This window comes from Bacillus sp. OV166, from assembly GCF_900177675.1.
Taxonomy (GTDB): Bacteria; Bacillota; Bacilli; order Bacillales; family Cytobacillaceae; genus Neobacillus.
This window is the reverse complement of record NZ_FXWM01000001.1, coordinates 5,900,737-5,926,109: the sequence shown is the minus strand read 5'-3', so window position 1 is coordinate 5,926,109 and position 25,373 is coordinate 5,900,737. Positions and strand designations below refer to the sequence as shown.

Here is a 25,373-nt window from a genome sequence, read left to right as displayed (position 1 = left end):
TTGTTTAACTTAATTTGATAAGGGGGAACTAAGTTATTATAACGATGTAATTCGTATTTTTTGAAAGCGTTTTATTTATAACTTGAAGGTTTTCATGATGTAGTAGTTTATATCACAAAAGTTTATGCGAATGGTGTATTTGCAGGGGAGCATGTTGGTGGACATACCTCTTTTTTGTTTGATATCACAAACTATTTATCCTGGAAATTTAATGAAACAATTGTGATGCTTTAGCAACTGTTAAATAAACAACATCTTAAATAAAAGAAATGGAGGCTAAAAATTGTTAGAAGCGATTAAAGTAGGAATTATTGGCAGTGGTGGAATTGCAGCTGCCCATGCACGAGCTTATTTACAAATGCCGGAGGTGGAAATCGTCGCGGTTGCTGATGTCATTCCCGGTAAGGCGGAGCAATTCATTCAAAACTTAAATATTCAAAATGCAAAAGCATTTGTCAATCATCAACATCTTTTAGAACTGGATTTAGACGGGGTTAGCATATGTACACCAAATGTCGCACATCACCGTACAAGTATTGACTCACTTTTTGCAGATAAGCACGTCCTTGTGGAGAAGCCAATGGCAGTAACACTTGAACAAGCGGTTGAAATGGTTCAGGCGGCCAAGAAAACAGATAAAATCCTGTCCGTTGGTTTTCAACCGAGATATGATCCCAACATGCAAGCCGTTAAGGAAATTGTTCAATCAGGTCAGTTAGGTGATGTGTATTATGTTCAAACCGGCGGCGGAAGAAGAAGAGGGATGCCGGGCGGTACGTTTATCAACAAAAGCTTGTCAGGGGCAGGGGCAATGGCAGATATCGGCTGCTACTCGCTTGATTTGGCGCTTAACACGCTTGGTTACCCGAAACCACTGACTGTTTCGGCATACACGTCGAAATATTTTGGAACAAATCCGAAATATCATCGAGAAGCAGATAAGTTTGAGGTGGAAGATTTTGGTGTAGCATTAGTTCGTTTGGAAGGTGGGAAAGTTCTTAATTTCAAAATATCATGGGCGATGCATATGGACTCACTCGGTCCAACGATCTTTCTTGGAACAGATGCTGGTTTGAAAATAACACCTTCTGGAAGCGGGCCGTGGAGTGGGGTCTGGGATGGAGGAATCGGTTCCATTACAATGTTCCACGATGTTCTCGGACATCACATTGACAGCACCATTCCAGTAAAAGCACATCAAATTAATATTTTCTATGAAAAGGTACGTGATTTTATTGTTGCAATAAAACAAGGAAATCCTGCTCCGATTCCAGGAGAACAAATTTTAATCAATCAAGCGATTATTGACGGTGTTTTCCGCTCATCTGAATTAGGACGAGAAGTCGATATCGAAATTCCGAAAATATAATAAAGGAGGTTATTCTTTGATGAACGTCGCCTTGTTAAGTAAATGGCATGTACATGCGGATGATTATGCTCGTCAAGCGAAGAACAATGAAAACATAACGATTAAAGTAGTTTGGGATGAAATTGCTGAACGCGGAAATAAGTGGGCCAAAGAACTTGGAGTCCCTTTTGAAAATGATTTAATAAAGGTGTTAGAGGATCCCGAAATAGATGCTGTAATTGTAGATACTCCTACAAATCTTCATAAGGAAATTATTACACTTGCTGCTAAACATAAAAAACATATTTTCACAGAAAAAGTGTTAGCGTTTACAGTTCGGGATTGTGAAGAAATTTTTACTGTTATAAAGGAAAACGAAGTTAAGTTAATGGTCTCTTTACCTCGACTAACGGAAAATTATTATTTGTATGCACAAGATGTACTTGATAAAGGATTGCTTGGAAAACTTACTTCCATTCGTTGTCGACTTGCACATAATGGTGCTGTGCCTTTTGAAGGAAATCCAAATGGATGGCTGCCAAATCACTTTTTTAATAAAGAGGAGTGTGGCGGCGGTGCCTTAATTGACCTCGGCGCACACCCGATTTATTTAACCAATCGTTTAGCGGGATCTGCAAAGGCTGTGACAGCAAGATTACAAAAAACGTTAGGACATGACGTAGATGATAATGCAGTTGTCATTGTTGAATATGAATCAGGTGTTCTTGGGACACTTGAAACTGGTTTTCTATCGAATGGCTCTCCTTTTCAACTTGAGTTATATGGAACAGAGGGGACTTTGCTAATTGAGGATCAAAATATTCGCTTGAAAAGCAAACAATTAGGAGAAGGTTGGAATGTTCCTGATCAATTACCTGAGACATTATCAATGCCGCTTAATCAATGGGTATCTGACATTCTTGTAAATGCTAAACCAACCCTTGATGAAAATGATTTTCTTAACTTAACAATCATAAATCAAGCTGCTAGTTTATCAAATGAACAAGGTCGAAGAATTGAAATAGCTGAATTAACTACTGAGAGTGTAGAAGTTTAATTCGAAATCAACCCCATAAAATTTGAACGGTGATGTTAAACAAAGCCGCTCTTATTCAAAGAAATTTAGGAGGGATATTTTTGAGTATTATTGGCCTGCAATTGTTTTCAGTATGGAAAGATGCCGAAAAGGACTTTTTGGGAACGGTCCAAAAAGTCGCTGACCTTGGATATGGAGCCATTCAATTTGCAGGTTTTTTTCAAACACCTGCTCAAGAAGTGAAACAGTTAATGGACGCAAATGGAATGAAAACCGCTGGTGCGCATGTGGGAATCAATCAACTCTTAGGTGAGGAATTATTAAAAACGATTAACTATCATCACACACTTGATAACAATTTACTTATATGTCCGGCTCTTCCAATAGAAATGAGATTGTCAGAAGATGATTATATGAAGGCGGCTGAAACATTGAATCATATAGCTCTGGCTTTCAGTTTGGTTATCACAACCATGATTTTGAGTTTGAAAGATTTGGAGAAAAAACAGGATTTGATCTACTTTTTGAAAATACTAATCCAGAACACGTAAAAATTGAACTTGATTGCTATTGGGCAGCCTTTGCTAACCAGGATCCTTTTGTCATCATTGAAAAATATAAAGACCGTGTTGTGTCATTGCATATGAAAGATTTGAAGATTGTAAATGGTAATAAGATGGGAACGGAAATTGGCAATGGTCAATTGGATTTTGAAACATTGATTAAAACAGGAACTCAATTTAATATAGAGTGGTTTACAGTTGAGCAAGAAGAGTTTGATCGTGATCCATATGAAAGTCTGGCTATTAATGTAAATAAACTAAATGAAATAATAAATAAGAGGGGAGTGTAAAATGACATCTACTTCAAGTCAATGTATCAGCAATTAAAATGAGTATATAAAATTACGGGCTTTTTTAATGTATAGAACTTTATAACTAGTGAGAATAAGGTAATTTCTTGTATTAATAGGTATAAAGATGTTATATAATGTATTATAAATATAACAAATATACTAAAAAGGTGAAAAAAATAATGAATACTCCATTATACGAAAAAATATATGTCTCGATCATTAATCAGATCCAACAAGGTCTTCTAAAGCAAGGCGATCGAGTTCCATCTGAAAAAGACTTGGCTGAAGAATTTAATGTAAGTAGAATTACGTCAAAAAAGGCGTTAGACATACTTGCGCAAAACAAAATTATTGAGCGGATAAGGGGGAAAGGTTCTTTCGTAGCGGAGCTTCAATCAGAGAAAATGGAAATGTCAACTCATTCCTCTAGGCTAAATTTCACAGATAGTAAATTGGTGGGATTAATAATACCTGACTTTGATGATGCCTTTGGATTAAATATCGTTAAAACAATTGAGGAAAAGTGTTTACAAAATAATTGCAACTTGATTATCAGGCGTACAGGTGGTCAGATCAAGGAAGAAGAGAACGCAATAAAAAATCTTGTAAACAATGGAGTAGACGGTCTCATTATTTTTCCTGTACATGGGGAACACTACAATGTTGAATTGATAAAGTTAGTTTTAACTGATTTCCCTTTAGTTTTAATAGATCGTTACTTAAAAGGTATTCCAGCAAGCTCAGTTTGTACAGATAATCGATCAGCAAGTGAAATGTTAACTAATTATTTGTTTTCTTTAGGTCATAAGGATGTCGCCTTTTTATCCCCTTCTCCAAATGGTACTTCAACGATCGAGGAAAGAGTTCGAGGGTTTAACCAAGCATATTCAAAACAGGGAATCAAATTAAACCCGGACTTCCTATTAACTAATCTTAATTGTAGCCTCCCGCAAAAATTCTATAGTGATAAATCAAGCGATTTAATGAATACCGATTATCAAACTATTAAACGTTTTATTCATGAAAATCATGATATTACGGCCTTTATTGTTTGTGAATATACTTTGGCTCTCTTATTGAATAAGGTAATAAATGATCTAGGTAAAAAAGTTCCTGAAGATTATTCGCTTGTATGTTTTGATTATCCAGAGAATCATTTAGATCAAGCCACCTTTACACATATCCGTCAACACGAGCATGAGATGGGAAGCAAGGCAGTTCAATTATTAATGAAGCGCTTAAAAGGCGAGAAATTCCTAGAGCAAACAATGATAGATTTCACGTTTGTCGAGGGAAAATCGACAAAAGTCAAAAATAAATTAAAAACATGATGAAACATCCCTCTGTATTGGGTTGTTTTTTTTTTTTTTTTTTTTTATTCCGAAAATTCAAAAATCATATTGACATATATAATATATGTTAGTAATCTATTGATATATCATTTAAAGATAACAATCAATAGATGTTATCAATAATGATATATTAGCTCTAATGTTTATTTTTTTTTATCCAACAATGAAAACGCTTTATTTTTGGTACATCGATGAATTTACATAACAGTTAAGGGAAAGGAGTCTTTTTATTAAACAGCATTCTATAAAAAAAGTAGGGGGATTAAGATGAAGCAAAACAATAAAAGGATTGGATTACTAGCATTTGTTTTCGTTTTAACATTATCTATGTTTCTCACTGGATGCTCATCAAAATCGAGTACTTCAGAAAAAGCAAATGGAGATCAAACAACCGTTACGTTTTGGCATCCTATGACAGATGTTACTGGGGAAGCAGTTGATGCTGTCGTAAAGGCCTTTGAGAAAAAGAATCCCGACATCAAAATAAAGGCTGTTTACACTGCAAATCAAGGTGAAGGAAAAAATGAAAAACTACTAACTGCAGTTTCGGGAGGAAATCCACCAGATGTTGCTTACTTTGACCGATTTGAAATTGGCTCTTGGGCAGCACAAGGTTCATTAGAGGATTTGACAGATTTAGCTGAAGGAAGTGGAGTTAAAAAAGAAACATATTATCCGTTTGCATGGGATGAAGCAAGTTACGAAGGAAAATTATACGGAATGCCAACAACAACTGATTCACGTCTTGTTTACTTCAATATAGACCAGTTCAAAGAAGCAGGCTTGGATCCAGAAAATCCACCAAAAACAATTGCAGAATTAGAAGCTGCATCTAAAAAATTAACGATCAAAGATGGGAAAAAATTCAAGAGAATTGGCTTTATTCCTTGGTTTGGTCAGGGTTGGTTTTACGGATGGGGCTGGGCATATGGAGGAGATTTCTATAATCCAGAAACAAAAACAGCGACAGCAAATGATCCAAAGAACATCGAGGCGCTACAATGGATGGCAGATTTTGCAAAGAAGTATAACGTCGAGGACATCGCTGGATTCACTGATTCTCAAGGTGAAGGTGCAATGGATCCTTTCTTAACTGGACAGTTAAGTATGAAAGTAAGTGGACCATGGGAAGTTTCTGCCATTAAAAAATTCAAACCAGATTTGAAATATGGTGTTTTCCCAATGCCAACTCCTACTGGAGAGAATCATACAACATGGTCAGGTGGTTGGTCTACTGTTATGCCTAAGGGTGCGAAAAATAAAGAAGCTGCATGGAAATTTATGGAGTTCTTTAGTGGTGCAGAAGGGCAAAAAATCTTTAGTGGAATTGCTCGAGACTTCTCAGTAATCGATTCTGTAAATGAAGAACTAGGATATAAAAATGATCCGATCTTAAAGGAATTTGTCAATATTTTACCTGTTTCTCATCATAGACCAGTTATGACACAAGGGTCATTGTATTGGAACGAACTAGCAAGTGCTGTTGAAAATGCGACACGAGGAAATGGAACACCGAAAGAATTGTTAGATAAGGTCACTGACAAAGTGAATAAAGAGCTAAAATGACGAAAAAGGGAGGAGGTTTTGTTTTCCTCCTCCCTCTATTTTTATCAAGGCGCTTGCTCTTAAATTATAAGGAAGGGGAGGATTAAAGTGAAAGGTAATGCGCAACTGGTTGAACGAATCAAGTCTCCAAAAACACCGACTGACAATCAATTAAATATTGTTCCCAAAAAGAAAGTATCTAATTGGGGGAAATACAAATACGGACTCTTATTTGCATCTCCATGGATTATCGGATTAATCGTTTTTTATGCAATCCCATTATTCTCTTCCATTTATTTTAGCTTTACAACATACAGTATCCTTCAGCCAGGAGAATTTATCGGATTAAAAAATTATGCGGAATTAATGAACGATACTTTATTCTGGAAATCTGTGTATAACACGGTTTACTTTGCAGTCTACTATGTACCTTTAAGTATCATCTTTGGTGTTGCACTTGCAATGATGTTAAACATGAAAGTGAAAGGTATGGCTGTTTATAGAACGATTTTTTTCTTACCAACACTTGTTCCACATGTGGCACTTGCCGTTTTGTGGATGTGGCTGCTAAATCCTGGGTTCGGTCTTGTAAACGGCTTTCTAAATACAATTGGAATTGATGGACCAGCGTGGCTCGGAAGTGAAACATGGTCCAAACCATCTCTCATTATGATGTCATTATGGGGAATCGGTCAGGCTGTCGTTATTTATCTGGCAGGTCTTGGTGATATCTCTGAAGACTATTATGACGCTGCAGAAGTGGATGGAGCAAATTGGTTTCAAAAAACCATTCATATTACTCTTCCTCTATTAACACCAGTTATCTTTTTTAATCTTGTAATGGGGATTATCGGTGCTTTCCAGCAATTCACTTTACCATATACGTTAACACAAGGACAGGGGACACCTGCAAATTCGTTAACTTTTTATGTTATGTATTTATACGATAATGGTTTTAAATTCTTTAAAATGGGTTATGCCTCTGCAATTGCTTGGATTTTATTTGTGATTATTATGGCATTAACTGCAATCGTATTTATTACATCTAAACGTTGGGTCCATTATCAAGAATAATAAGGAGGTAGAAACAATGGATGGAACAATCAAAAAGAAATTTTCCCGTTATTCAGCACATATCGTCCTAATTGTCGCATCATTTATCTTTATGATTCCATTTATCTGGATGGTATCCACATCATTAAAGCCATTGACACAAGTGTTTACATTTCCACCAGAATGGATTCCAAAGCCAGTTAAGTGGAGCAATTACATCGATGCTATGTCCTACATACCTTTTTTCACTTATTTAAAAAATACAGTGATCATTACAATTTTAAGTACTGTTGGGGCAGTTGTTTCATGCCCGCTTGTTGCTTATAGCTTCGCTAAACTCAAGTGGCCTGGTAGAAATATTCTTTTTATCATTACGATTGGAGTTATGATGATTCCAGGTCAAGTGACAATGATCCCGTTATTTTTATTGTTTGAAAAATTAGGCATGGTTGGAACACCACTTCCATTAGTCATTCCTGCATTTTTCGGTGTTCCTTTTTACATCTTCCTATTAAGACAATTTTTCATGGGATTACCTGATAGTTTAAGAGAAGCTGCAAAGATTGATGGGGCTGGAGAATTTAGAATTTATTGGCAGATTATGCTGCCGCTGGCAAAACCTGCAGTTTTAGCAGTTGGCCTGTTTCAGTTTATGGCAAGCTGGACAGACTTTTTAGGTCCATTACTTTATTTAACAGATTCAATACAGTATACACTTTCACTAGGGTTGCAGCAGTTCCAAAGCCAAAAGGGCTCAGAATGGGGACTCATGATGGCTGTTTCAACAATGATGACCCTTCCTGTTATTATCCTTTTCTTCTTTTTACAAAAAACATTTATTCGAGGTATTACATTTACTGGGATTAAATAGATTTCTAGTAATGAACTAAAATAGTGGGAGGTTTTTAATTTGAATAAAAAAATAGGTATGAGAATATCACCAAAAATTGGTGCAGGCGGAATAGAGTCTGTTGCAAGCTGGGCTTCTAGTATTGGGTTAGACGTAATAGACGTACCATATTATAACCAAGAAGTTAAAATAGCTTTGGATAAGGAAGGACTTGAAGTCGGCTCCATAGATGGTGTGGGTGCGGTTGGTCAAACAAAACTATTAAGTGTGAATGAAAATAGTCGATCAGAGGCCGTGGAGGCTCTTAATAATCAGATGACCGAAGTCTCTCAGCTTGGTGGTAAAGTGATGTTCATGTGTCTTGTTCCAGATGATATTACAATGCCACGACAGAATGCATTTGAGATTTGGAAAGAGACGTTTCCTAGTATTGTAAAGCATGCTGAACAACAGAACATCTATATTGCATTAGAAGGATGGCCTGGACCAGCACCATATTATCCAACGTTAGGCTGTACACCTGAAATGCTTAGAGCCATGTTCAATGTTATTCCTTCTAAACATTTTGGGATTAATTATGATCCATCCCATTTAGTTAGACTAGGTATCGACCATTTAAGAGTTTTGAGTGAATTTGGAGAAAGAATCAATTACTGTCATGGGAAAGATACTGAAATTTTACATGATGAGTTATATGAATGCGGTGTCATCCAGGCTACTTTTGGTTCTAGGTATGATTTTTCAGAAGGTTCATGGCGTTACACAATTCCTGGACAAGGCGATGTAGACTGGGGAAAAGTTGCAGTACGTTTAGAAAAAATTGGATACACTGGTCCAATCAGCATTGAACTAGAAGATCATCGCTATTGGGGTTCTTTAGAGGCAGAACGTCAAGGGATCATAAAAGCAAAAGAACATCTTGAAATTTATTTCAAATAATACAATGGTATAGGAGGAAAAAATATGACTAGAAATGTGAAAGTAGCAATTATTGGTTGTGGTGGTATTGCAAATGGGAAACATTTGCCAAGTTTAGCAAAGTTAAAAAACGTTGAATTGGTTGCATTTTGTGATGTGCTTGTTGAAAGAGCTGAAAAAGCAGCAGCTGAGTACGGAGCCCCCAATGCAAAAGTTTATGAAGATTATCAAGAGTTACTTCTGGATGAGTCGATCGAGGTGGTGCACGTACTAACTCCGAATGATTCCCACGCTGAAATTTCTGTAGCAGCCCTTGATTCAGGCAAACATGTCATGTGTGAAAAACCAATGGCGAAGTCATCAGAGGAAGCACGTCTTATGTTGGAGGCTGCTAAACGTTCTGGTAAAAAACTGACGATTGGGTATAACAATCGTTTCCGTCCGGACAGCCAACATTTACATAAGGTATGTGAACGAGGAGATCTTGGGGAGGTTTATTATGCGAAAGCACATGCCATTCGTCGTCGCGCTGTACCTACTTGGGGAGTTTTTCTTGATGAAGAAAAACAAGGTGGGGGTCCATTAATTGATATTGGTACACATGCACTTGATTTAACATTGTGGATGATGAACAACTATAAGCCGAAATCTGTTATGGGAACAACTTACCATAAATTAAGTCAGAAGAAAGATGCAGCTAATGCTTGGGGACCGTGGGATCCTGAAAAGTTTACAGTTGAAGATTCTGCATTTGGTTTTATCACAATGGAGAATGGTGCAACAATCGTATTAGAATCGAGTTGGGCATTGAACTCTTTAGATGTTGATGAAGCAAAATGTTCACTGAGTGGAACAGAAGGCGGAGCCGATATGAAGGATGGCCTAAGAATTAATGGGGAAAGCTTCGGTAAACTCTATACGACGAATGTTGAACTTGGTGCAGGTGGGGTAGCATTTTACGATGGAAAATCAGAAACAGACGCTGATCTTGAAGCCCGCCTATGGATTGATAATATCATCAATGACACAGAACCTGTCGTAAAACCAGAACAAGCATTTGTCGTTACCCAAATCTTAGAGGCAATCTATGAATCTGCAAAAACTGGGAAAGCTGTTTATTTTGAAGAACAATCTAGTCTTGTTTCTAATAAGTAAACTTCCATTTTTATCAACATGTGGTCAGATTAGGTTAATATCAAATGTCAGGAATCCTTTTATGAGGGAAGGGATATAAATGGAAAGTGTTAAAATTGGTATTATTGGTACAGGTGGTATATCTCATTTACATGTTAAACAGTTGAGAGAATTAGAAAACGCTAGGATTGTAGCGGTTTCTGACCCAAATTCTGGTAATAGAGATACATTGATTAAGAGTTTTAACCTTGAAAATATTGCACAGTTTAATAATCATGATGACATGCTAGAGAACATTACAATGGATGCGGTGCTTATTTGTTCACCACATACCCTTCATTTTAAACATGTGGTAGATGCAATTAACCATAATTGTCATGTTCTGATTGAAAAACCAATGGCTTGTTCGCTAGAAGAGGCAGAACATCTTATAGAATTAGCAAAAAAGGCAAACAGAGTTTTACAAGTATCATACCAAAGACATTTTGAACCAGCTTTTCTATATATCCGTGATGCAATTTCAAGCGGCATAATCGGAAATCTCACATCGGTAACAGCTTCTCTATATCAGGATTGGAAACATTTAACCACTGGTACATGGCGGCAAAATCCTTCGTTATCTGGTGGAGGGATGCTTATGGATTCTGGAAGTCATATAATAGACGTACTTTTATGGACGACAGGATTAAAACCGATCGAAATTGAATCAAAAATGGAGCAGCATCATACTCCAGTAGAACAGGATTCATTTACATCGATTCGTTTTGAAAATAATGTTGTAGCTGGCCTAAATATTGTTGGGAATGCCCCATGCTGGCATGAAACATATGTTTTTTGTGGAGAAAATGGAGCGATTTTTTATGACAACGGTAAGATTGTTCTTCGAATGAATGGTAAAGAACCCGTCATACCTGAGCTTCCTCAGCAAACAACTAATTCGGATAAAAGTTTTATCAATGCGATTCTTGGTCGTCACAATGTAATGGTACCTGGAGATTTCGCGAAAGAAGTGGTAAAACTGACGGAGAGAATTTATCAATCGGCAGGATATCAGTCAATTACATCTATTAAATGATTGAGATTGAATTAAATAAAGCATCTACCTAGTAATATTAATTTAATTAGGTAGGTGCTTTTTAGGTATTTAATGATTACTGGAATAATTCATTCATGTAAATGATCAGGGAGGAAAGAAATGCGGACAGAACAGGAGATGAAAAAATTAATTTTAAAAATAGCGGAAAAAGATGAACGAATTCGTGCTGTGGGAATGAATGGTTCACGAACAAATCCGAATGTTCCAAAAGATATGTTTCAGGATTTTGATATTGTTTATCTCGTAACCGAAATGGATTCCTTTTTACGTAACCACAATTGGATAGAGGTTTTTGGTGAACGAATCATTATGCAAACACCTGAAACTATGTCAATGTTTTCGCCAACATTGGGAAGGCGGTTCTCCTATTTGATGCAGTTTACAGATGGAAATCGTATTGACCTAACGTTAATTCCCTTAAATGAAAAAGACAAGTATTGTATAGAGGATAAGTTAACTATTATTTTAATGGATAAGGATAATTGCCTTCGTGCAATCCCTTCTCCGACCGATGAGGACTATTGGGTAAAACGTCCATCTGCTGAATTCTATGCTGATTGTTGTAATGAATTTTGGTGGGTATCCACATATGTAGCAAAGGGTTTGTGGAGAAAGGAAATTCTTTATGCACAAGAACATCTTAATAATTACGTCAGACCGATGCTAATTAAAATGCTAGAATGGCAGGTAGGTATTCAAACGGACTTTTCAATTAGTATAGGTAAATGCGGGAAGTATTTGGAGAGATTTCTCTCAGAAAAGAGTTGGAAGGAACTTCTTTCTACCTTTTCCGATGGAAGTTATGAAAATGTATGGAGAGCATTATTTACAATGGCTAATTTGTTTCGTAGTACAGCAAAAGATGTTGCAGATAGTTTAAATTATGAATTCCCCTTTGAACAAGATAAATATGTTACGGAGTATCTAAAGCATATTGAAGGCTTATCACCAAATGCCAATGAAATCTATTGATCTATTTCAACTAACAGAGTGCTTGAGTTAATAAAGTAAGGCTGATACGACAGCCTTTTTCTTATTCGACTAAAGGGGCGGTATTATGGAATAACGAAAGGGAAAATTCGAGAGGTGATACCAGATTGTTAGATAAATCAATCCCTTATTTTAATGTGATTATGAAAAGAGGTTCAGGTGCTCCAGTCTCTTGCTTTTCTTTGCCAAAAGGGTACTCATTTGTATGGTTTTCGGAAGGTAAAGAAATGAAATGGGCTGAAATTGAAACCTCAGTTGGTGAGTTTACTAATATAGATGAAGCTATGAAATACTTTCAAGAGAATTATTTACCTTTTTTGGATGAACTGAAAAGACGCTTGCTTTTTGTTCAGAATGAAAGGGGAGAGGAAGTAGGGACTATTACAAGTTGGTGGAATATGACTGGAACCAAACGGGTACCATCAATACATTGGTTTGCTGTGAATGAAGAATACCAAGGTTGTGGACTTGGAAAAGCATTGGTTTCTGAGTCTCTAAAAAAACTAATATTACTTGAAGGGGATAAAGATGTGTTCCTTCATACACAGACTTGGAGTTATAAAGCCATTGGGCTTTACCTGAAGTCAGGTTTTGAAATATTAAGTAGTGGAAGCTTTTCTCACTATAAAAATGAATATTTTTTAGCAATGCCCCATCTAAGAAAGTTTTTAAAGATTTAGCTTTATTTAACAAACTGGCAATTTTTTAGTTAATAATCCTAATTTGACATGTATGACACTAAGAGATATGTCATTTTCATACAGGCCCAGCTTTATACAGCCATGTAGTAGAGTTTACTAGTGGGATAAACCATGAACGATTAACCATGAAACAAACAGTCACTACAGAAGAAGTTAGTTGGCTGTTTTTTTAACTTTTATTCCCATATTTCACACTCGCATTTCAATCGGTTAAACGCATGAAATCATACAAAAGTCATGATTATTAATAGAAAGGTATCTGCAGATTTTACTAATTTCTAGATATTTTAAAGAAATTATATTCAGAATATTGTTTTCTTTTAGAAATGTATATATAATGAAAGCGTAATCAATTATTAAACCGGTTTAACGATTTCGTCGTCTTTTATCAAAGATGTACCTAATTATTTTATAGGTTCCGGTAGGAAAGAACAGTAAATTGTGGTTTTTTACATAAAATAATTAAACCGCTTTAATTAAATAACGATCTAAACAGTAAATATCTAAGAAAGTGTTTAGAGAGATTCTTATATTTCTTCTAGATATTATTATTTTTTTAAGATTTATTAAACCGGTTTAATAATCTCTAGTATGAAGGAGAAAACAATGGTAACTATTGCTGATGTGGCAAAAAAAGCTGGAGTTTCCAAGGGGACTGTTTCCAGTGTGTTTAGTAAAAAAAGGCCAATAAGTGCAGAAGTAACGGAACGGGTATTGAGTGTAGCGAAAGAGCTTAACTACTTCCCCAATCATGCTGCTAGAAGTCTAGCGATGAAGAAAAACATGATTATTGGACTGAAGATGCCAACGATTGATACCGAACTAAGCAGCTTTGATCTGAAAGTGATTAATGGCGTCGTCAAAAAGTGTACAGAATGTGGATATCGAGTTCTTCTGGATCGGGTGTATGAGAATGAAAATTCAGCGATTTTTTCAAGAGATCCTGTAGATGGAATTATTTTATTAAATCCGAAAGATGAAGACCCGAGAATTGTTCACTATAAGAAAATGAATCTGCCTTATGTACTGATTGGCAGACCGAACAAAGAGGATGTCGATACGAAATTTGTAGACAACAACAATATTGAAACTGTCAAAGAGGTTGGGGAGTTTTTAATCGAATATGGCCATCAAGACATTCTCTTTCTCAATGCTTCCTTTGGCATGACGGTAGCGGATGATCGAAGAGAAGGCTTAAAGCGGGCATATGAAAACTTTAGTTTACCTTTTAATGAAGAGAATGTGTTCTATAATGACCAGAATAGATATAAAAATGCTTCAGACTTTGGTTTTTATAGTTTGCTAGAAACTTATAAAGAAAAAAAATACACAGCTATCATCGCTGATACTGACCGTGTTGCGTTAGGTGTGCTCCGTGCAGCAAGGGAACTAGGTATAGAAATACCAAATGACCTTTCATTGGTGGCATTAAGTAACAATGAAACACTAGCATTAGAGACAACCCCGAAACTTACCAGTATCGAATTGTTTCCAGAGAAGCTAGGGGAAGAAGCCGCCGAAATCTTGATCAATGTGTTAAAGGAGCAATTGGCACCGAGGCAAAAAATGATACCTGCAGAACTGGTCATACGAGATTCCTGTAAGAATCTCATCCAATCCGCTAGTAGATTCTAATAGAAACTATTTTCCAAGGGGGTGAGTTACCACTTGTGAATCGTTTGAAAAGCAACTTAGATCAGACAAAATGGATGGGTTTGCGCAATGATATATTATTAGGGGGATTAATATGAAGAAATTTTTATTCGCCATTTTAGCAGTGCTCCTTGTTTTGTCAGGGTGTCAGTCAAAAACGGGAAGTTCCGAGAATAAGTCAAACGAAAAAATTGACGTTAAACCACCAAGCCGAGATTTAGTTAAAGATGGTTTACCAGCTTTTAACGAAAAAGTTGCATCGTTGCCGAAGACAGATTTAGAAATTTGGCTGGCTGCCGATTATGCAAATGAAAAGCCAATACAAGATGCAATTAATGAATTCAAGTCTGTATACCCGAATATCTCTGTTAAAACGGTTGGGATTGAATGGGGCGAGATGACGAATAAAGTAAAGTTGGCCGTTTCCAGTGGCGCTGTACCTGATATGGCACACAATCATGCCTTTGCCTTTGGTGCACAAGGATTAGCCGAGCCTGTAGATGATTTATGGAATGAATGGGGCGAAGAAGATCAGTTCCTGCCTGGCGGGATTGAGGATATCACGTGGAAAGGCACTAAATATGGTGTTCCTATTGACATCAATACCCTCATTTATTTATATAACAAAAAGACTTTTGAGGAAAACGGAATTAAGGCACCGCCAACGACCTTTGATGAATTAACGGAAATCTCTAAGAAACTGACGAATAAAAAGAAAGGCCAATTTGGCTTTGTCACAAATGCAAGCGGATGGTCATTCTTTGGAAACGTTGTCGCAGAAGGTTCGAATATTTTAACCTTTGATGGCGATAAAGCCAAAGCTAACTTAAATGATCCAATCGTTGTGGATACTATGAAAAAGTATACCGATTTAGCGTTAGTTCATAAAGCATCACCAGTACCGCCTCCACAAGAACGTCAATCTGACCATCCTGTTGCGATGTTTGGAACAGGCAGAGCGGCATCGTTTATTTCAGGTCCTTGGGATATTGCCCGCATTCAAAACGAGTTTCCTGATGCTTATAAAAACCTAGCCACTGCGGTGATTCCTGCTTCAGCGAAAGGTTCCGTATTGGGTGGAGGAAGCTTATTTGTTCCAAAGGGTTCCAAAAACAAAGTTGCCTCTTTTGAGTTGATGAAATGGTTTATCTCGGACAAATACTCCATCCGCTTAGCAAAAGAAATGGGACGTCACCCGGTAAAAGCACACCAGTATAACGATGAATTTTTCAAGGATCCATTACTGAAGCCATATATCGAAACTTTGAAATATGCGCAGCCTTATAAACTAGAAGCATATCCAGAAGCCAATGATGCTTGGGGTAAAGCACTTCGCTCCGTATTTGATGGTGCAGATGTCCAAAAGACATTGGATCAAGCACAAGAGGTCACCGAAAGAGCCATTAAGAACGCAAAATAAAACAAGTGAAATGAAAGGGTATGTGGGGATGAATACATACCCTTTCTCTCTAGGGAGTGAAATAGATGAAGTCAGAAACGGTCCCTTCTATGAATGTAGAAATAAGAAAGAAGAAAAGGGAGTTACATAAGTTTAAAGATATTTTAGGGTCTTATTTATTTGTATTACCAGCGCTTAGTCTTCTGTTTGTCTTCTCCATTGTTCCGATCATTTATTTAATCTGGCTCAGCTTTACTGATTATAGTTTGCCTAATCCAGCGGAGTTCATCGGGTTAGATAATTTCTCGAGAATGTTGGAGGATACATTATTTTTAAAAAGTATTTTCAACACGTTAGTCTATACGTTTGGATCAATTGTATTAGGAATCTCAGCTGCATTAGCGATAGCTGTCCTGTTAAACAGACAGCTAAAAGGATTACGTTTCTTTAAGGTGTTTTATTTTTTACCGACGATCACTTCTGAGGTTATTACCGCGATGATCTTTTTGTGGGTATTTGATGATAACTTAGGGATCCTCAATTATTTATTAAAGACATTTGGAATGGAGACACCCCCCGCCTGGTTACTTCAGCCAACTACTGCCATGCTCATTCTAATATTTATTGGAGCCTGGAGAGGTGCGGCCTATAATACGCCAATTTTTCTTGCAGCCCTTCAATCGGTTCCACAATCGTATTATGAGGCCGCAAGATTAGATGGGGCAAATGCGTGGAAACAGTTTTTTCATATTTCCTTACCGTCGATTACTCATATGTTGGTCTATAGTATGGTCATGTCAGTGATTGGCTCTTTTCAGGTAGTTGCTGTGGTTGATATTCTAACAAATGGCGGACCTTTGGATAGTACAATGGTCGTCATTAAACATATCTGGCAGCAATCCTTCGAATTTAACTATGTTGGATACGGGGCAGCATTGTCTTTAGTATTATTCCCGTGCCTATTATTAATCACTTGGCTACAGCTGAAGCTATCTTCTGGAAAGGAATAAACAATATGAAAAAATCTAAATACATGAAGAATACCATTTTATATGGCTTGTTGTTTTTTGTATTAATTATCTTTCTGGGTCCGTATATCTGGATGTTTATGACCGCTGTAAAAACACAGGGAGATGTATTAGTTTGGCCGCCCAAAATCATCCCCTCTGAATTTCATTGGGAGAATTTCTTGAAAATTTGGCAGGAAACGAATCTGCCCCGAGCCTTTTTTAATAGTTTTATCGTGGCATTGATTGCCACTGTTATTAATGTTTTTCTTAGCTCATTAGCTGCCTTCGCGTTTGCGAGATTAACTTTTCCAGGCAGAAATAAGTTGTTTATATTGGTTTTGGCAACGATGATGATTCCTTCAGGCTTAATGGTCGTACCTTTATTTTTTATGATGAAAAATATGCCGTTCTCAGGTCCAAGTGGCTGGCTGGATTCCTATCCAGCGTTAATCCTCCCATTTGCTGTCACTGGCTTTGCGATTTTTTTGCTAAGACAAAACTTTTTAGCTGTTCCGAAGGAGTTAGATGAACAAGCAAAAATCGATGGGTGTAATAAGTTTCAAATCTTTTGGAAAATTATTCTTCCGTTAAATAAGCCGGGCTTAGCGTTAGTGGCTATTTTCAGTTTTCTAAGTCATTGGAATGAGTATTTATGGCCGTTAACAGTCGCGAGATCGCAAGAAATGTATACGATTCAAATTGCATTAAAAGCATTTCAAACACAATATAATATCGATTGGCCCTTAATCATGGCAGGAGCGACTACAGCTGCTCTACCAATGATTATCCTGTATTTTATCCTTCAGCCTCTCTTTGAACAAGGTTTAGGCGGGTTGGGGTCAACTGGTAAAGAGTAGAAAAAAGGTTCTATTTTACAAAGGAATAATATCCATGGAGGAGGTTAAACATGGGGATTGCCCAAGAGTGTTCAAAATCAGAAACCGTATCAAGATTTATCTCACATGATGAAGAAAGTTTATATATCGAGGTTCCAGTCACGGTTCCTGCTGGTACGGAACAAATCAAGGTGAAAATGGAAGTCATTCAAGAAGGAGCAGCTTCTAGCATTATTGATTTAGGGGTGAAGGATACAAAAAGGATTCGCGGCTGGAGCGGTGGTGCGCGGACGGAATTTTTTATTCATCAAGCAAAAGCGACTCCTGGATATTTACACGGTGAATTGGAAGCGGGGGAATGGGCTGTCATCCTAGGAGCATACAAAGTTGCAACGAAGGGTTGTACAGTGATTTTGACGATTGAGTACTCGCCGGAAGAACTCCGCTGGTTAAAGGGTGACCTTCACACTCATAGTGTCCATAGTGATGGAACCTTCACGCTAAGAGAAAAAGCAAACATTGCCGAAAGCGAGGGTCTTGATTTTTTAGGGTTGACCGACCATAACGCTTCTAGTCAAAATGAAGCTTATCCTCGTGATGTCAACACGCTGTTTATCCCTGGGATGGAGCTTACAACAAACAAAGGCCATCTCAACCTTTTTGGTGTACACGATCCGATTCGTGATTTTAGAGTAAATAACATGGAAGAATTACATAGCCGGCTAAAAGAGGCTCGTGAAAATGGTGCCTATATATCCTTAAACCATCCGTATTGCCGAAATACTGGCTGGAGATGGGACTGGGATTTTGACTATGATTGGGTTGAAGTTTGGAACGGACCATGGCGTGAGGAAAACCAAGATGCCGTCGATTGGTGGCAAGAGCAGTTGGTTTTAGGGAAAAGACTCGTTGCCGTTGGAGGCAGTGACGCTCACCGCCCTCATCCGCATGTCGTGCACGGAATGCCGACAACCTGGGTGTATAGCAAGTCGCTAAAGAGTTCCGATATATTAAAATCCATTGAAAAAGGGCATGTTGTCCTTAGCTATTTACCGCAAGGGCCATTTATTAACTTAACATGCGGAAATAGCATGGTGGGTGATGTGTGTGAAGAAAAGAATCAAAATGTAGAGATAAAAGTAGAGGATGTTCAATTTAGTGATGTTGTAAAAGTTATTTCGAATCATGGAATTGAACAAGAAGTGATGGTGGAGGAAGGTCAGGACCAAGTGGAATTATCATGGTCTGTAGGTAACCGCTTATTTTACAGAGTCGAAGTATGGCGTTATTCACCTGAAGTCAAAATGAGACAAATGGCAGCATTAAGTAATCCCATTTATTTTTTGAATGAGTAGTATCTTTATAACCCAATAGATTAATAGCATGGAAATGAGGGATTCATTATGAACTACATAACACTTAAAGGCATAGTTGAAAATAAATCAATTGAAAAAAAGTGCTCCCGCTTAATCATGGGAACGGCTCACTTCTATCAATTTAATGATGAAGAGCGTGCTTTTACTATTATGGATGAGTATGTCAGAGCGGGGGGGAATATGTTTGACTCCGCACATCAATATATTAATAGTGAAGTTGTTTTAGGTGAATGGGCTGAATCAAGAGGAATTCGTAAAGATATTTACATCCTTACGAAAGGAGCACATCCTGATGATGGAGAACCTGGAACGCGTGTGAATCAAGCTGCTATTACCAAAGATATTATGGAGAGCCTAGAAAGGTTACGTACAAACTATATTGATTTTTATGCGCTCCATCGAGATGATCCAAGTGTAGAAGTGGGTCCTATCATCGAAGTATTAAATGAGCAAATTGCAGCAGGCAGAATCCATGCGATAGGAGCCTCGAATTGGTCTCATACACGAATCCAAAAAGCGAACGATTATGCAGCTAAACACGGTTTAATTGGTTTTACTTTTAATAGCCCAAATCTTAGTTTAGCTCAATGCAATAGACCGCGATGGCCTGGATGTGTCTCTGTAAATGAAGAGATTTCAAACTGGCATAAGGGAACGCAATTGCCATTACTATCATGGTCGTCACAAGCAGGTGGTTTCTTTAGTGGTCGATTCACACCTGAAAATAGAGAAAATGAGGAAATGGTTCAAGTCTATTATAGTGAGGAAAACTGGGAGCGTTTCATCCGTGCCGAAAAGCTTGCAGAAGAAAAGGGAGCAAGTGCCATTGAGATCGCACTCGCCTTTGTGCTGAACCAACCCTATCCAACAGCGGCAATTATTGGTCCGGAGAAAGTAGAAGAATTACTGTCCTCCATCAAGGGGTCAGAAATTCACTTAACCGCTAAGGAAATGGACTATCTCAATTTGATTGAAACCAAAATAGGAGGAGCGAAATAGAGTGAAACATAAATTTGCTGCCCAATTATATACATTACGGAATGAAATAAGCAAGGATTTTCCTGGCGTGTTACGTGAGTTAAAGAAAATGGGCTGGAAAGCTGTTCAAATCGATGGACTGCATGATTATTCTGCGGAAGAAATTGCAGAGGTTTTAAAAGAGACTGGCTTAAAAACAGCTGGAATGCATATTAGCCTTGATCGAATGAATGATGAGTTAGAAAGTGTATTAAAAGAAGCTGACTTGTTTGGGACTACCGACTTTTTTTGCCATTACCTTGAAGAAAATAGGCAAAATGTCGATGGTTATCTGAAAGCAAAGCAAGATCTGCTTGAAGTTGCTAAAAAGGTAGCACCTAGAGGTTTTCGGGTTGGTTACCACAACCATGATTTTGAATTTAAAACAAAGATCGATGGGCAATTTGCTCTTGATTACATTTTAGAAGAACAGGAAGGGTTATCACTCTATCCAGAAGTAGATACCTACTGGGTGAAAATGGCTGGAATCGATCCGCTTTCTTATATTAAAAAATTTCCTAATCGGATCCCGATCCTGCATCTTAAGGATATGACTAATGATGAAAGAAAGTATTTTGCAGAAGTTGGAACTGGATCGATTGATTTTGAACCTATTTTATCATGGGGTGAACAAAATGGGGTTGAATTCTATGCGGTAGAACAAGACTTCTGTCCTGGTAATCCATTGGATAGCTTAGAACTTAGCCTAACGAATCTCATAAAAATGTCGGAAAAAGTAAACGCATAGAGTCTTACATAAGGTGGCGAATAGTAACATGAAAGAGATTGAAGTGGTTCATGTCATCTTTAAAACACATCTGGATATCGGCTTTACCGATTTAGCAGAAAATGTGACTGAACAATATATTAAGTCATACATACCCAAGGCCATTGAACTAGCAGACAGCCTTGAGAAAGAAGATTCTTCAGTAGGTTTTGTATGGACGACAGGCTCATGGCTTATTCAGGAGTATTTGAAACAAGCAAATAATGAAGAGAAACGAAAAATGGAAGCTGCGATTCAAAAAGGATCTATCACATGGCATGGACTTCCATTTACAACACATACGGAATTAATAGATGCTGAACTATTTCAATATGGCCTATCGATTGCGAAACGATTAGATTCTCAATATGGAAAAGAGACTTCCACTGCAAAAATGACGGACGTACCTGGTCATACAAAAGCCGTGATTCCTTATTTAGCAAGTAATGGAATTAAATATTTGCATATAGGAGTGAACCCAGCCTCAAAAGTTCCTTCCGTTCCATCGATATTTGTATGGAAGGGGCAAGATTGCTCTGAAATTATCGTAAACTATGCAGATAATTATGGGGATGTTCTTAAACTGGATGGTCTAAATGAGGTAATGGTGTTTGCGCATACCGGTGATAATTGCGGACCACCGTCAATTGATGATATAAAAGCAGAGTTTGCTAGTTTACAGGAAAGGTTTCCAAACGCAATTATCAAAGCATCGACTATGGATGCATTTGCGTTAAAGATTCAGGACATTAAGCACACCCTGCCTGTTGTCTATGAAGAAATTGGCGATTCCTGGATCCATGGTGTGGCAACAGATCCTAAAAAAGTAGCTCAATACCGCGAATTGCTTAGACTCCGAAATGGGTGGGTGTCTCAAGGTAAATTAGAAGTAAATAGTGAAGAGTATACTCAGTTTTCTGATTGGTTGCTTTTAATTCCAGAACATACATGGGGATTAGATGAGAAAAAACATCTCAATGATTATAAAAATTATTCAAAGCAAGATTTTCAAAATGCTAGAGAAAGAAATGAGATTGTCGAAGATTCGGTTCCAGATAAATATAGTTATATAGGTGCATTTGCCATTGATGAGTTTGACCGTTTATCAGAGCAAGTTTTTACCGAATCACGGAAAAATGGAAGCTATCAATTATTCGAAAATTCCTGGAAGGAACAGCGTGGATATATTCAAAAAGCTGTTGCTGCCTTATCTGCTGATCGGCAAGAGGAAGTCTTTGCTGCCTTCGAATCATTAGAGGCACAAAAGCGGGAACCGGGTAGTGAGACATTAGAAACGAACAAGTCTTATTCTCTTGGAGTGTTTACCGTACAATTTGCAGAGGATGGCTCCATGTCTAGTTTAGTTGACGGAAACGGAAAAGAGTGGACGAATAGACAAAAACGGATTGGTGTTTTTGTTTACGAGTCATTTGGAGTAGAAAATTATTATCGATGGTTCGACGAATATGTTGAGAACACTAGTCAAACCTATCGGTGGTCTGATGCGGACCAAGGAAAACCGGGGATAGAGCTCGTCATTCCAAGACCGAAACATGAAATCTATCAACCTTCCATCCTTTCATTAAGTAAAATCGAAACAAAAGCAAGTGATGATGTAATCGTCCATTTAAGCATGCCGAAACATGCAGTAGAATCATTTGGTTCTCCTAAAGAGGTTACGATAGAATATAAGTTTTTAAAACACAATGAACAAATAGATATTGAGCTTCATTGGTTTGACAAAGAAGCAAACCGCTTACCAGAAGCAATGTGGTTTTCGATTGCACTGCAAGTTGATAATCCAAACATTTGGAAACTGGATAAGCTTGGTGAACGAATATCTCCACTAGAAGTTGTGAGAAACGGCAATCGGAACCTTCATTCTGTCGATTCAGGTCTATATTATTATGGGGCAGAAGGAGAAGCTGTAATTGAGACAAAAGACTCTCCGCTAGTCTCACCAGGAGAAAAAAGACTGCTACAGTTTGACAATACTTTTGCTTCTTTAGAAGGTGGATTTCACTTTAACCTCTACAACAATATTTGGGGAACAAACTTCCCGATGTGGTATGAAGAAAACGGGAAAAGTAGATTTACGTTGAAATTGAAATCTAATTTGTAGTTTTTTCATGGTATTCACTAAAAGAGGACTGCAAAGATAATCATTGAGAAATGAGAGCCGCAGCCCTCCTTTTTATTTTAGGGTGATTTACTTTTTCAGTTGTTTATCATGTTAAACTATCAGATTTAACTCCTTCTGAATGAAACAGCGGTTTTAGAAAAAATAGCAGAAGAAGTTGTTTTTTTCGGTGAAGGCCATCATTACTAAAAGGGAGGATTCGGGCTATGACATTAACTGTAGGAATAATCGGAGCTGGACGTATTGGGAAAATACATGTGGATAATTTGAGAGGCATTCCACGCCTTAGAGTAAAAAGTGTATCAGATGTTGCAATCGGACATCTTGAATCATGGGCAAAAGAGAGGCAAATAGAAGTTTTGACAACAAGTTACCTTGACATCCTAAATGATCCGGAAATTAATGCTGTATTTATTTGTTCACCTACCAATACACATGCAAACATTATTAAAGAAGCTGCAGCAGCAGGAAAACATATTTTTTGTGAAAAACCAGTCAGCTTTACTGTGGAAGAAACGGAAGAAGCACTTGCAGCTGTCGAAAAAGCTGGTGTAAAGCTTCAAGTTGGATTTAATCGCCGATTTGATCCCAACTTCCGTAAAATTCGTGAGCTTGTCCAAGATGGTAAAGTTGGCCAGCCACATATTTTACGCATCACATCCCGTGATCCGGAGCCACCAAGTGTTGATTACATAAAGTCGTCAGGCGGATTATTCATGGACATGACGATACACGATTTTGATATGGCCCGCTATATTATGGGCAGTGAGGTTGTGGAGGTATCTGCAACTGGGGCAGTACTTGTAAATCCAGCTATTGGTGAAGCTGGTGATATTGATACCGCTATTATTACGTTAAAGTTTGCCAATGGCGCTCTTGGTGTTATTGAAAACAGCCGCCGTGCTGCCTATGGATATGACCAGCGCTTAGAAGTGTTAGGTGACAAGGGAGCTGCACAAGCGGATAACAATCGTGCGAACACTGTGGAGCTTTCCACTGCAGAAAGTGTATCAAAAGAGAAACCACTGTACTTTTTCCTAGAACGCTACACACAAGCCTACACTAATGAGGTAACCGAGTTTGCTACTGCCATCCTTGAAAATAAACCAGTAAGCTGCAGCATTTTTGATGGCCTGCAGGCAGAGAGGATTGCCAATGCGGCTAAAAAGTCGCTTGCAATTGGAGCGCCAGTTCAGTTGCAACTGGTTGGTCAATCGGCAACTGTCTAGTATTAGGAAACTAAACGGAAGGATGGAAGTTATATGAACCCGCTCAGATTTAATCAAGTCCGACCCCTCGATCTTATTGCAGTGGGCCGGCTCTGCATTGACTTGAATGCCAATGAGACGAACCGTCCGATGGAGGAAACGCGAACGTTTACCAAGTATGTTGGCGGTTCACCTGCAAATATCGCGATTGGTTCAGCTAGGCTTGGCCAGAAGACTGGTTTTATCGGAAAAGTATCGGACGACCAAATGGGCCGTTTCATTACAAATTATTTAGAAAAGAATTCGATTGATACAACAGGAGTGAAGATTGACCGCACAGGAGCCGTAACGGGCCTTGCTTTTACAGAAATCAAAAGCCCAGTAGATTGCAGTATTTTGATGTACCGAGACAATGTAGCGGATTTGAAGCTGCACCCATCTGAAGTGGATGAAGAGTATATTAAACAGTCAAAGGCACTATTAATCTCTGGAACTGCGCTTGCAAAAAGTCCTTCTCGTGAGGCTGTATTTGTTGCATTAGAATATGCTGTGAAACACGGATTAACCGTATTCTTTGACCTTGACTATCGTCCGTATACATGGACGGATGAAGCAGAAACCGCTGTTTATTACAACCTGGCCGCTGAAAAATGTGATGTCATTATGGGGACGCGTGAAGAGTTCGACATGATGGAAAAACTGTTACATATTGAAGAATCAGATGACCAGAATACAGCCTCTCGTTGGTTTTCTTACCGGGCCGAACTTGTTGTGATTAAACATGGTGGTGCTGGGTCGATTGCGTATACGAAAGACGGCGCATCCCACCGAAGCGGTATTTTCCGGACAAACGTTTTGAAAACTTTCGGTGCAGGGGACTCCTACGCATCAGCATTCATATACGGACTCATGAATGGGCAAGACGTATCAGAAGCGATGAAAATGGGAAGCGCCTCAGCATCGATTGTCATTTCACGTCATAGCTGCTCAGATGCGATGCCATCACTGGAAGAACTTCTAAATCATATGGATACAGCAATTTATGAACTTGCTTAAAAGTGAGATTAATAGATTTTTAAATAGAAAGGA

Annotated in this window: 23 protein-coding genes; all 23 read left to right on the top strand. The window is 38.0% G+C overall.

Annotated elements, in window-relative coordinates; all coding sequences use genetic code 11:
- The first annotated feature begins 283 nt into the window (after window positions 1-283).
- The 23 genes from CCK98_RS29115 (at window position 284) to iolC (ending at window position 25,340) form a co-directional block, all read left to right on the top strand.
- Window positions 284-1,369 carry a Gfo/Idh/MocA family protein gene (locus CCK98_RS29115; RefSeq protein ID WP_088089789.1) on the top strand — a complete coding sequence of 362 codons (1,086 nt, stop codon included), beginning with the start codon at window positions 284-286 and terminating at the stop codon, window positions 1,367-1,369.
- Between the two features lie 19 nt (window positions 1,370-1,388).
- A complete protein-coding gene (locus CCK98_RS29110; protein WP_306298997.1) occupies window positions 1,389-2,405 on the top strand; it encodes a Gfo/Idh/MocA family protein in 1,017 nt (338 codons plus the stop codon).
- An 80-nt stretch (window positions 2,406-2,485) separates the two neighbouring features.
- Window positions 2,486-2,935, top strand: coding sequence for a hypothetical protein (locus CCK98_RS35730; protein WP_088089787.1), 450 nt, complete (start codon window positions 2,486-2,488; stop codon window positions 2,933-2,935).
- Between the two features lie 92 nt (window positions 2,936-3,027).
- On the top strand, window positions 3,028-3,237 hold the full coding sequence (locus tag CCK98_RS35725) for a hypothetical protein (RefSeq protein WP_088089786.1): 210 nt from the start codon (window positions 3,028-3,030) through the stop codon (window positions 3,235-3,237).
- A 182-nt stretch (window positions 3,238-3,419) separates the two neighbouring features.
- Window positions 3,420-4,571 carry a GntR family transcriptional regulator gene (locus CCK98_RS29095; protein ID WP_179195963.1) on the top strand — a complete coding sequence of 384 codons (1,152 nt, stop codon included), beginning with the start codon at window positions 3,420-3,422 and terminating at the stop codon, window positions 4,569-4,571.
- 288 nt (window positions 4,572-4,859) lie between these two features.
- A complete protein-coding gene (locus CCK98_RS29090; RefSeq protein ID WP_179195962.1) occupies window positions 4,860-6,158 on the top strand; it encodes an ABC transporter substrate-binding protein in 1,299 nt (432 codons plus the stop codon).
- 87 nt (window positions 6,159-6,245) lie between these two features.
- Window positions 6,246-7,211 (top strand): carbohydrate ABC transporter permease, encoded by a 966-nt coding sequence (locus CCK98_RS29085; RefSeq protein ID WP_306298974.1) that lies wholly within the window; start codon window positions 6,246-6,248, stop codon window positions 7,209-7,211.
- Window positions 7,212-7,227: 16 nt separating this feature from the next.
- Window positions 7,228-8,061, top strand: coding sequence for a carbohydrate ABC transporter permease (locus CCK98_RS29080; RefSeq protein ID WP_088089784.1), 834 nt, complete (start codon window positions 7,228-7,230; stop codon window positions 8,059-8,061).
- Window positions 8,062-8,100: 39 nt separating this feature from the next.
- Window positions 8,101-8,979, top strand: a complete 879-nt coding sequence (locus tag CCK98_RS29075) for a sugar phosphate isomerase/epimerase (protein ID WP_088089783.1) — start codon at window positions 8,101-8,103, stop codon at window positions 8,977-8,979.
- Between the two features lie 24 nt (window positions 8,980-9,003).
- Window positions 9,004-10,113, top strand: coding sequence for a Gfo/Idh/MocA family protein (locus CCK98_RS29070; protein WP_088089782.1), 1,110 nt, complete (start codon window positions 9,004-9,006; stop codon window positions 10,111-10,113).
- Window positions 10,114-10,192: 79 nt separating this feature from the next.
- Window positions 10,193-11,167, top strand: a complete 975-nt coding sequence (locus CCK98_RS29065) for a Gfo/Idh/MocA family protein (protein WP_088089781.1) — start codon at window positions 10,193-10,195, stop codon at window positions 11,165-11,167.
- Window positions 11,168-11,287: 120 nt separating this feature from the next.
- Window positions 11,288-12,160 (top strand): aminoglycoside 6-adenylyltransferase, encoded by an 873-nt coding sequence (locus tag CCK98_RS29060; protein ID WP_088089780.1) that lies wholly within the window; start codon window positions 11,288-11,290, stop codon window positions 12,158-12,160.
- A gap of 125 nt (window positions 12,161-12,285) precedes the next feature.
- Window positions 12,286-12,858, top strand: a complete 573-nt coding sequence (locus CCK98_RS29055; protein ID WP_088089779.1) for a GNAT family N-acetyltransferase — start codon at window positions 12,286-12,288, stop codon at window positions 12,856-12,858.
- Window positions 12,859-13,485: 627 nt separating this feature from the next.
- Complete coding sequence (locus tag CCK98_RS29050; protein WP_088089778.1) at window positions 13,486-14,514, top strand: LacI family DNA-binding transcriptional regulator; 1,029 nt, start codon at window positions 13,486-13,488, stop codon at window positions 14,512-14,514.
- Window positions 14,515-14,626: 112 nt separating this feature from the next.
- Complete coding sequence (locus CCK98_RS29045; protein WP_088089777.1) at window positions 14,627-15,952, top strand: extracellular solute-binding protein; 1,326 nt, start codon at window positions 14,627-14,629, stop codon at window positions 15,950-15,952.
- A 65-nt stretch (window positions 15,953-16,017) separates the two neighbouring features.
- Window positions 16,018-16,941 (top strand): carbohydrate ABC transporter permease, encoded by a 924-nt coding sequence (locus CCK98_RS29040; protein WP_088089776.1) that lies wholly within the window; start codon window positions 16,018-16,020, stop codon window positions 16,939-16,941.
- Window positions 16,942-16,946: 5 nt separating this feature from the next.
- Window positions 16,947-17,798, top strand: a complete 852-nt coding sequence (locus CCK98_RS29035; protein ID WP_088089775.1) for a carbohydrate ABC transporter permease — start codon at window positions 16,947-16,949, stop codon at window positions 17,796-17,798.
- A 50-nt stretch (window positions 17,799-17,848) separates the two neighbouring features.
- Entirely contained in the window at window positions 17,849-19,132 is a 1,284-nt protein-coding gene (locus CCK98_RS29030; protein WP_088089774.1) for a CehA/McbA family metallohydrolase, read from the top strand.
- Window positions 19,133-19,180: 48 nt separating this feature from the next.
- Window positions 19,181-20,152 carry an aldo/keto reductase gene (locus CCK98_RS29025; protein WP_088089773.1) on the top strand — a complete coding sequence of 324 codons (972 nt, stop codon included), beginning with the start codon at window positions 19,181-19,183 and terminating at the stop codon, window positions 20,150-20,152.
- Window position 20,153: 1 nt separating this feature from the next.
- The gene (locus CCK98_RS29020; RefSeq protein WP_088089772.1) at window positions 20,154-20,918 is read left to right on the top strand and encodes a sugar phosphate isomerase/epimerase; all 765 of its coding nucleotides are present in this window, start codon (window positions 20,154-20,156) and stop codon (window positions 20,916-20,918) included.
- A 28-nt stretch (window positions 20,919-20,946) separates the two neighbouring features.
- The gene (locus CCK98_RS29015; protein ID WP_088089771.1) at window positions 20,947-23,058 is read left to right on the top strand and encodes a DUF5054 domain-containing protein; all 2,112 of its coding nucleotides are present in this window, start codon (window positions 20,947-20,949) and stop codon (window positions 23,056-23,058) included.
- A gap of 224 nt (window positions 23,059-23,282) precedes the next feature.
- Window positions 23,283-24,305 (top strand): inositol 2-dehydrogenase, encoded by a 1,023-nt coding sequence (iolG, locus tag CCK98_RS29010; RefSeq protein WP_088089770.1) that lies wholly within the window; start codon window positions 23,283-23,285, stop codon window positions 24,303-24,305.
- Between the two features lie 33 nt (window positions 24,306-24,338).
- Window positions 24,339-25,340: a 5-dehydro-2-deoxygluconokinase gene (iolC, locus tag CCK98_RS29005; RefSeq protein WP_088089769.1), complete on the top strand. Its 1,002-nt coding sequence runs from the start codon at window positions 24,339-24,341 to the stop codon at window positions 25,338-25,340.
- Window positions 25,341-25,373 lie beyond the last annotated feature (33 nt).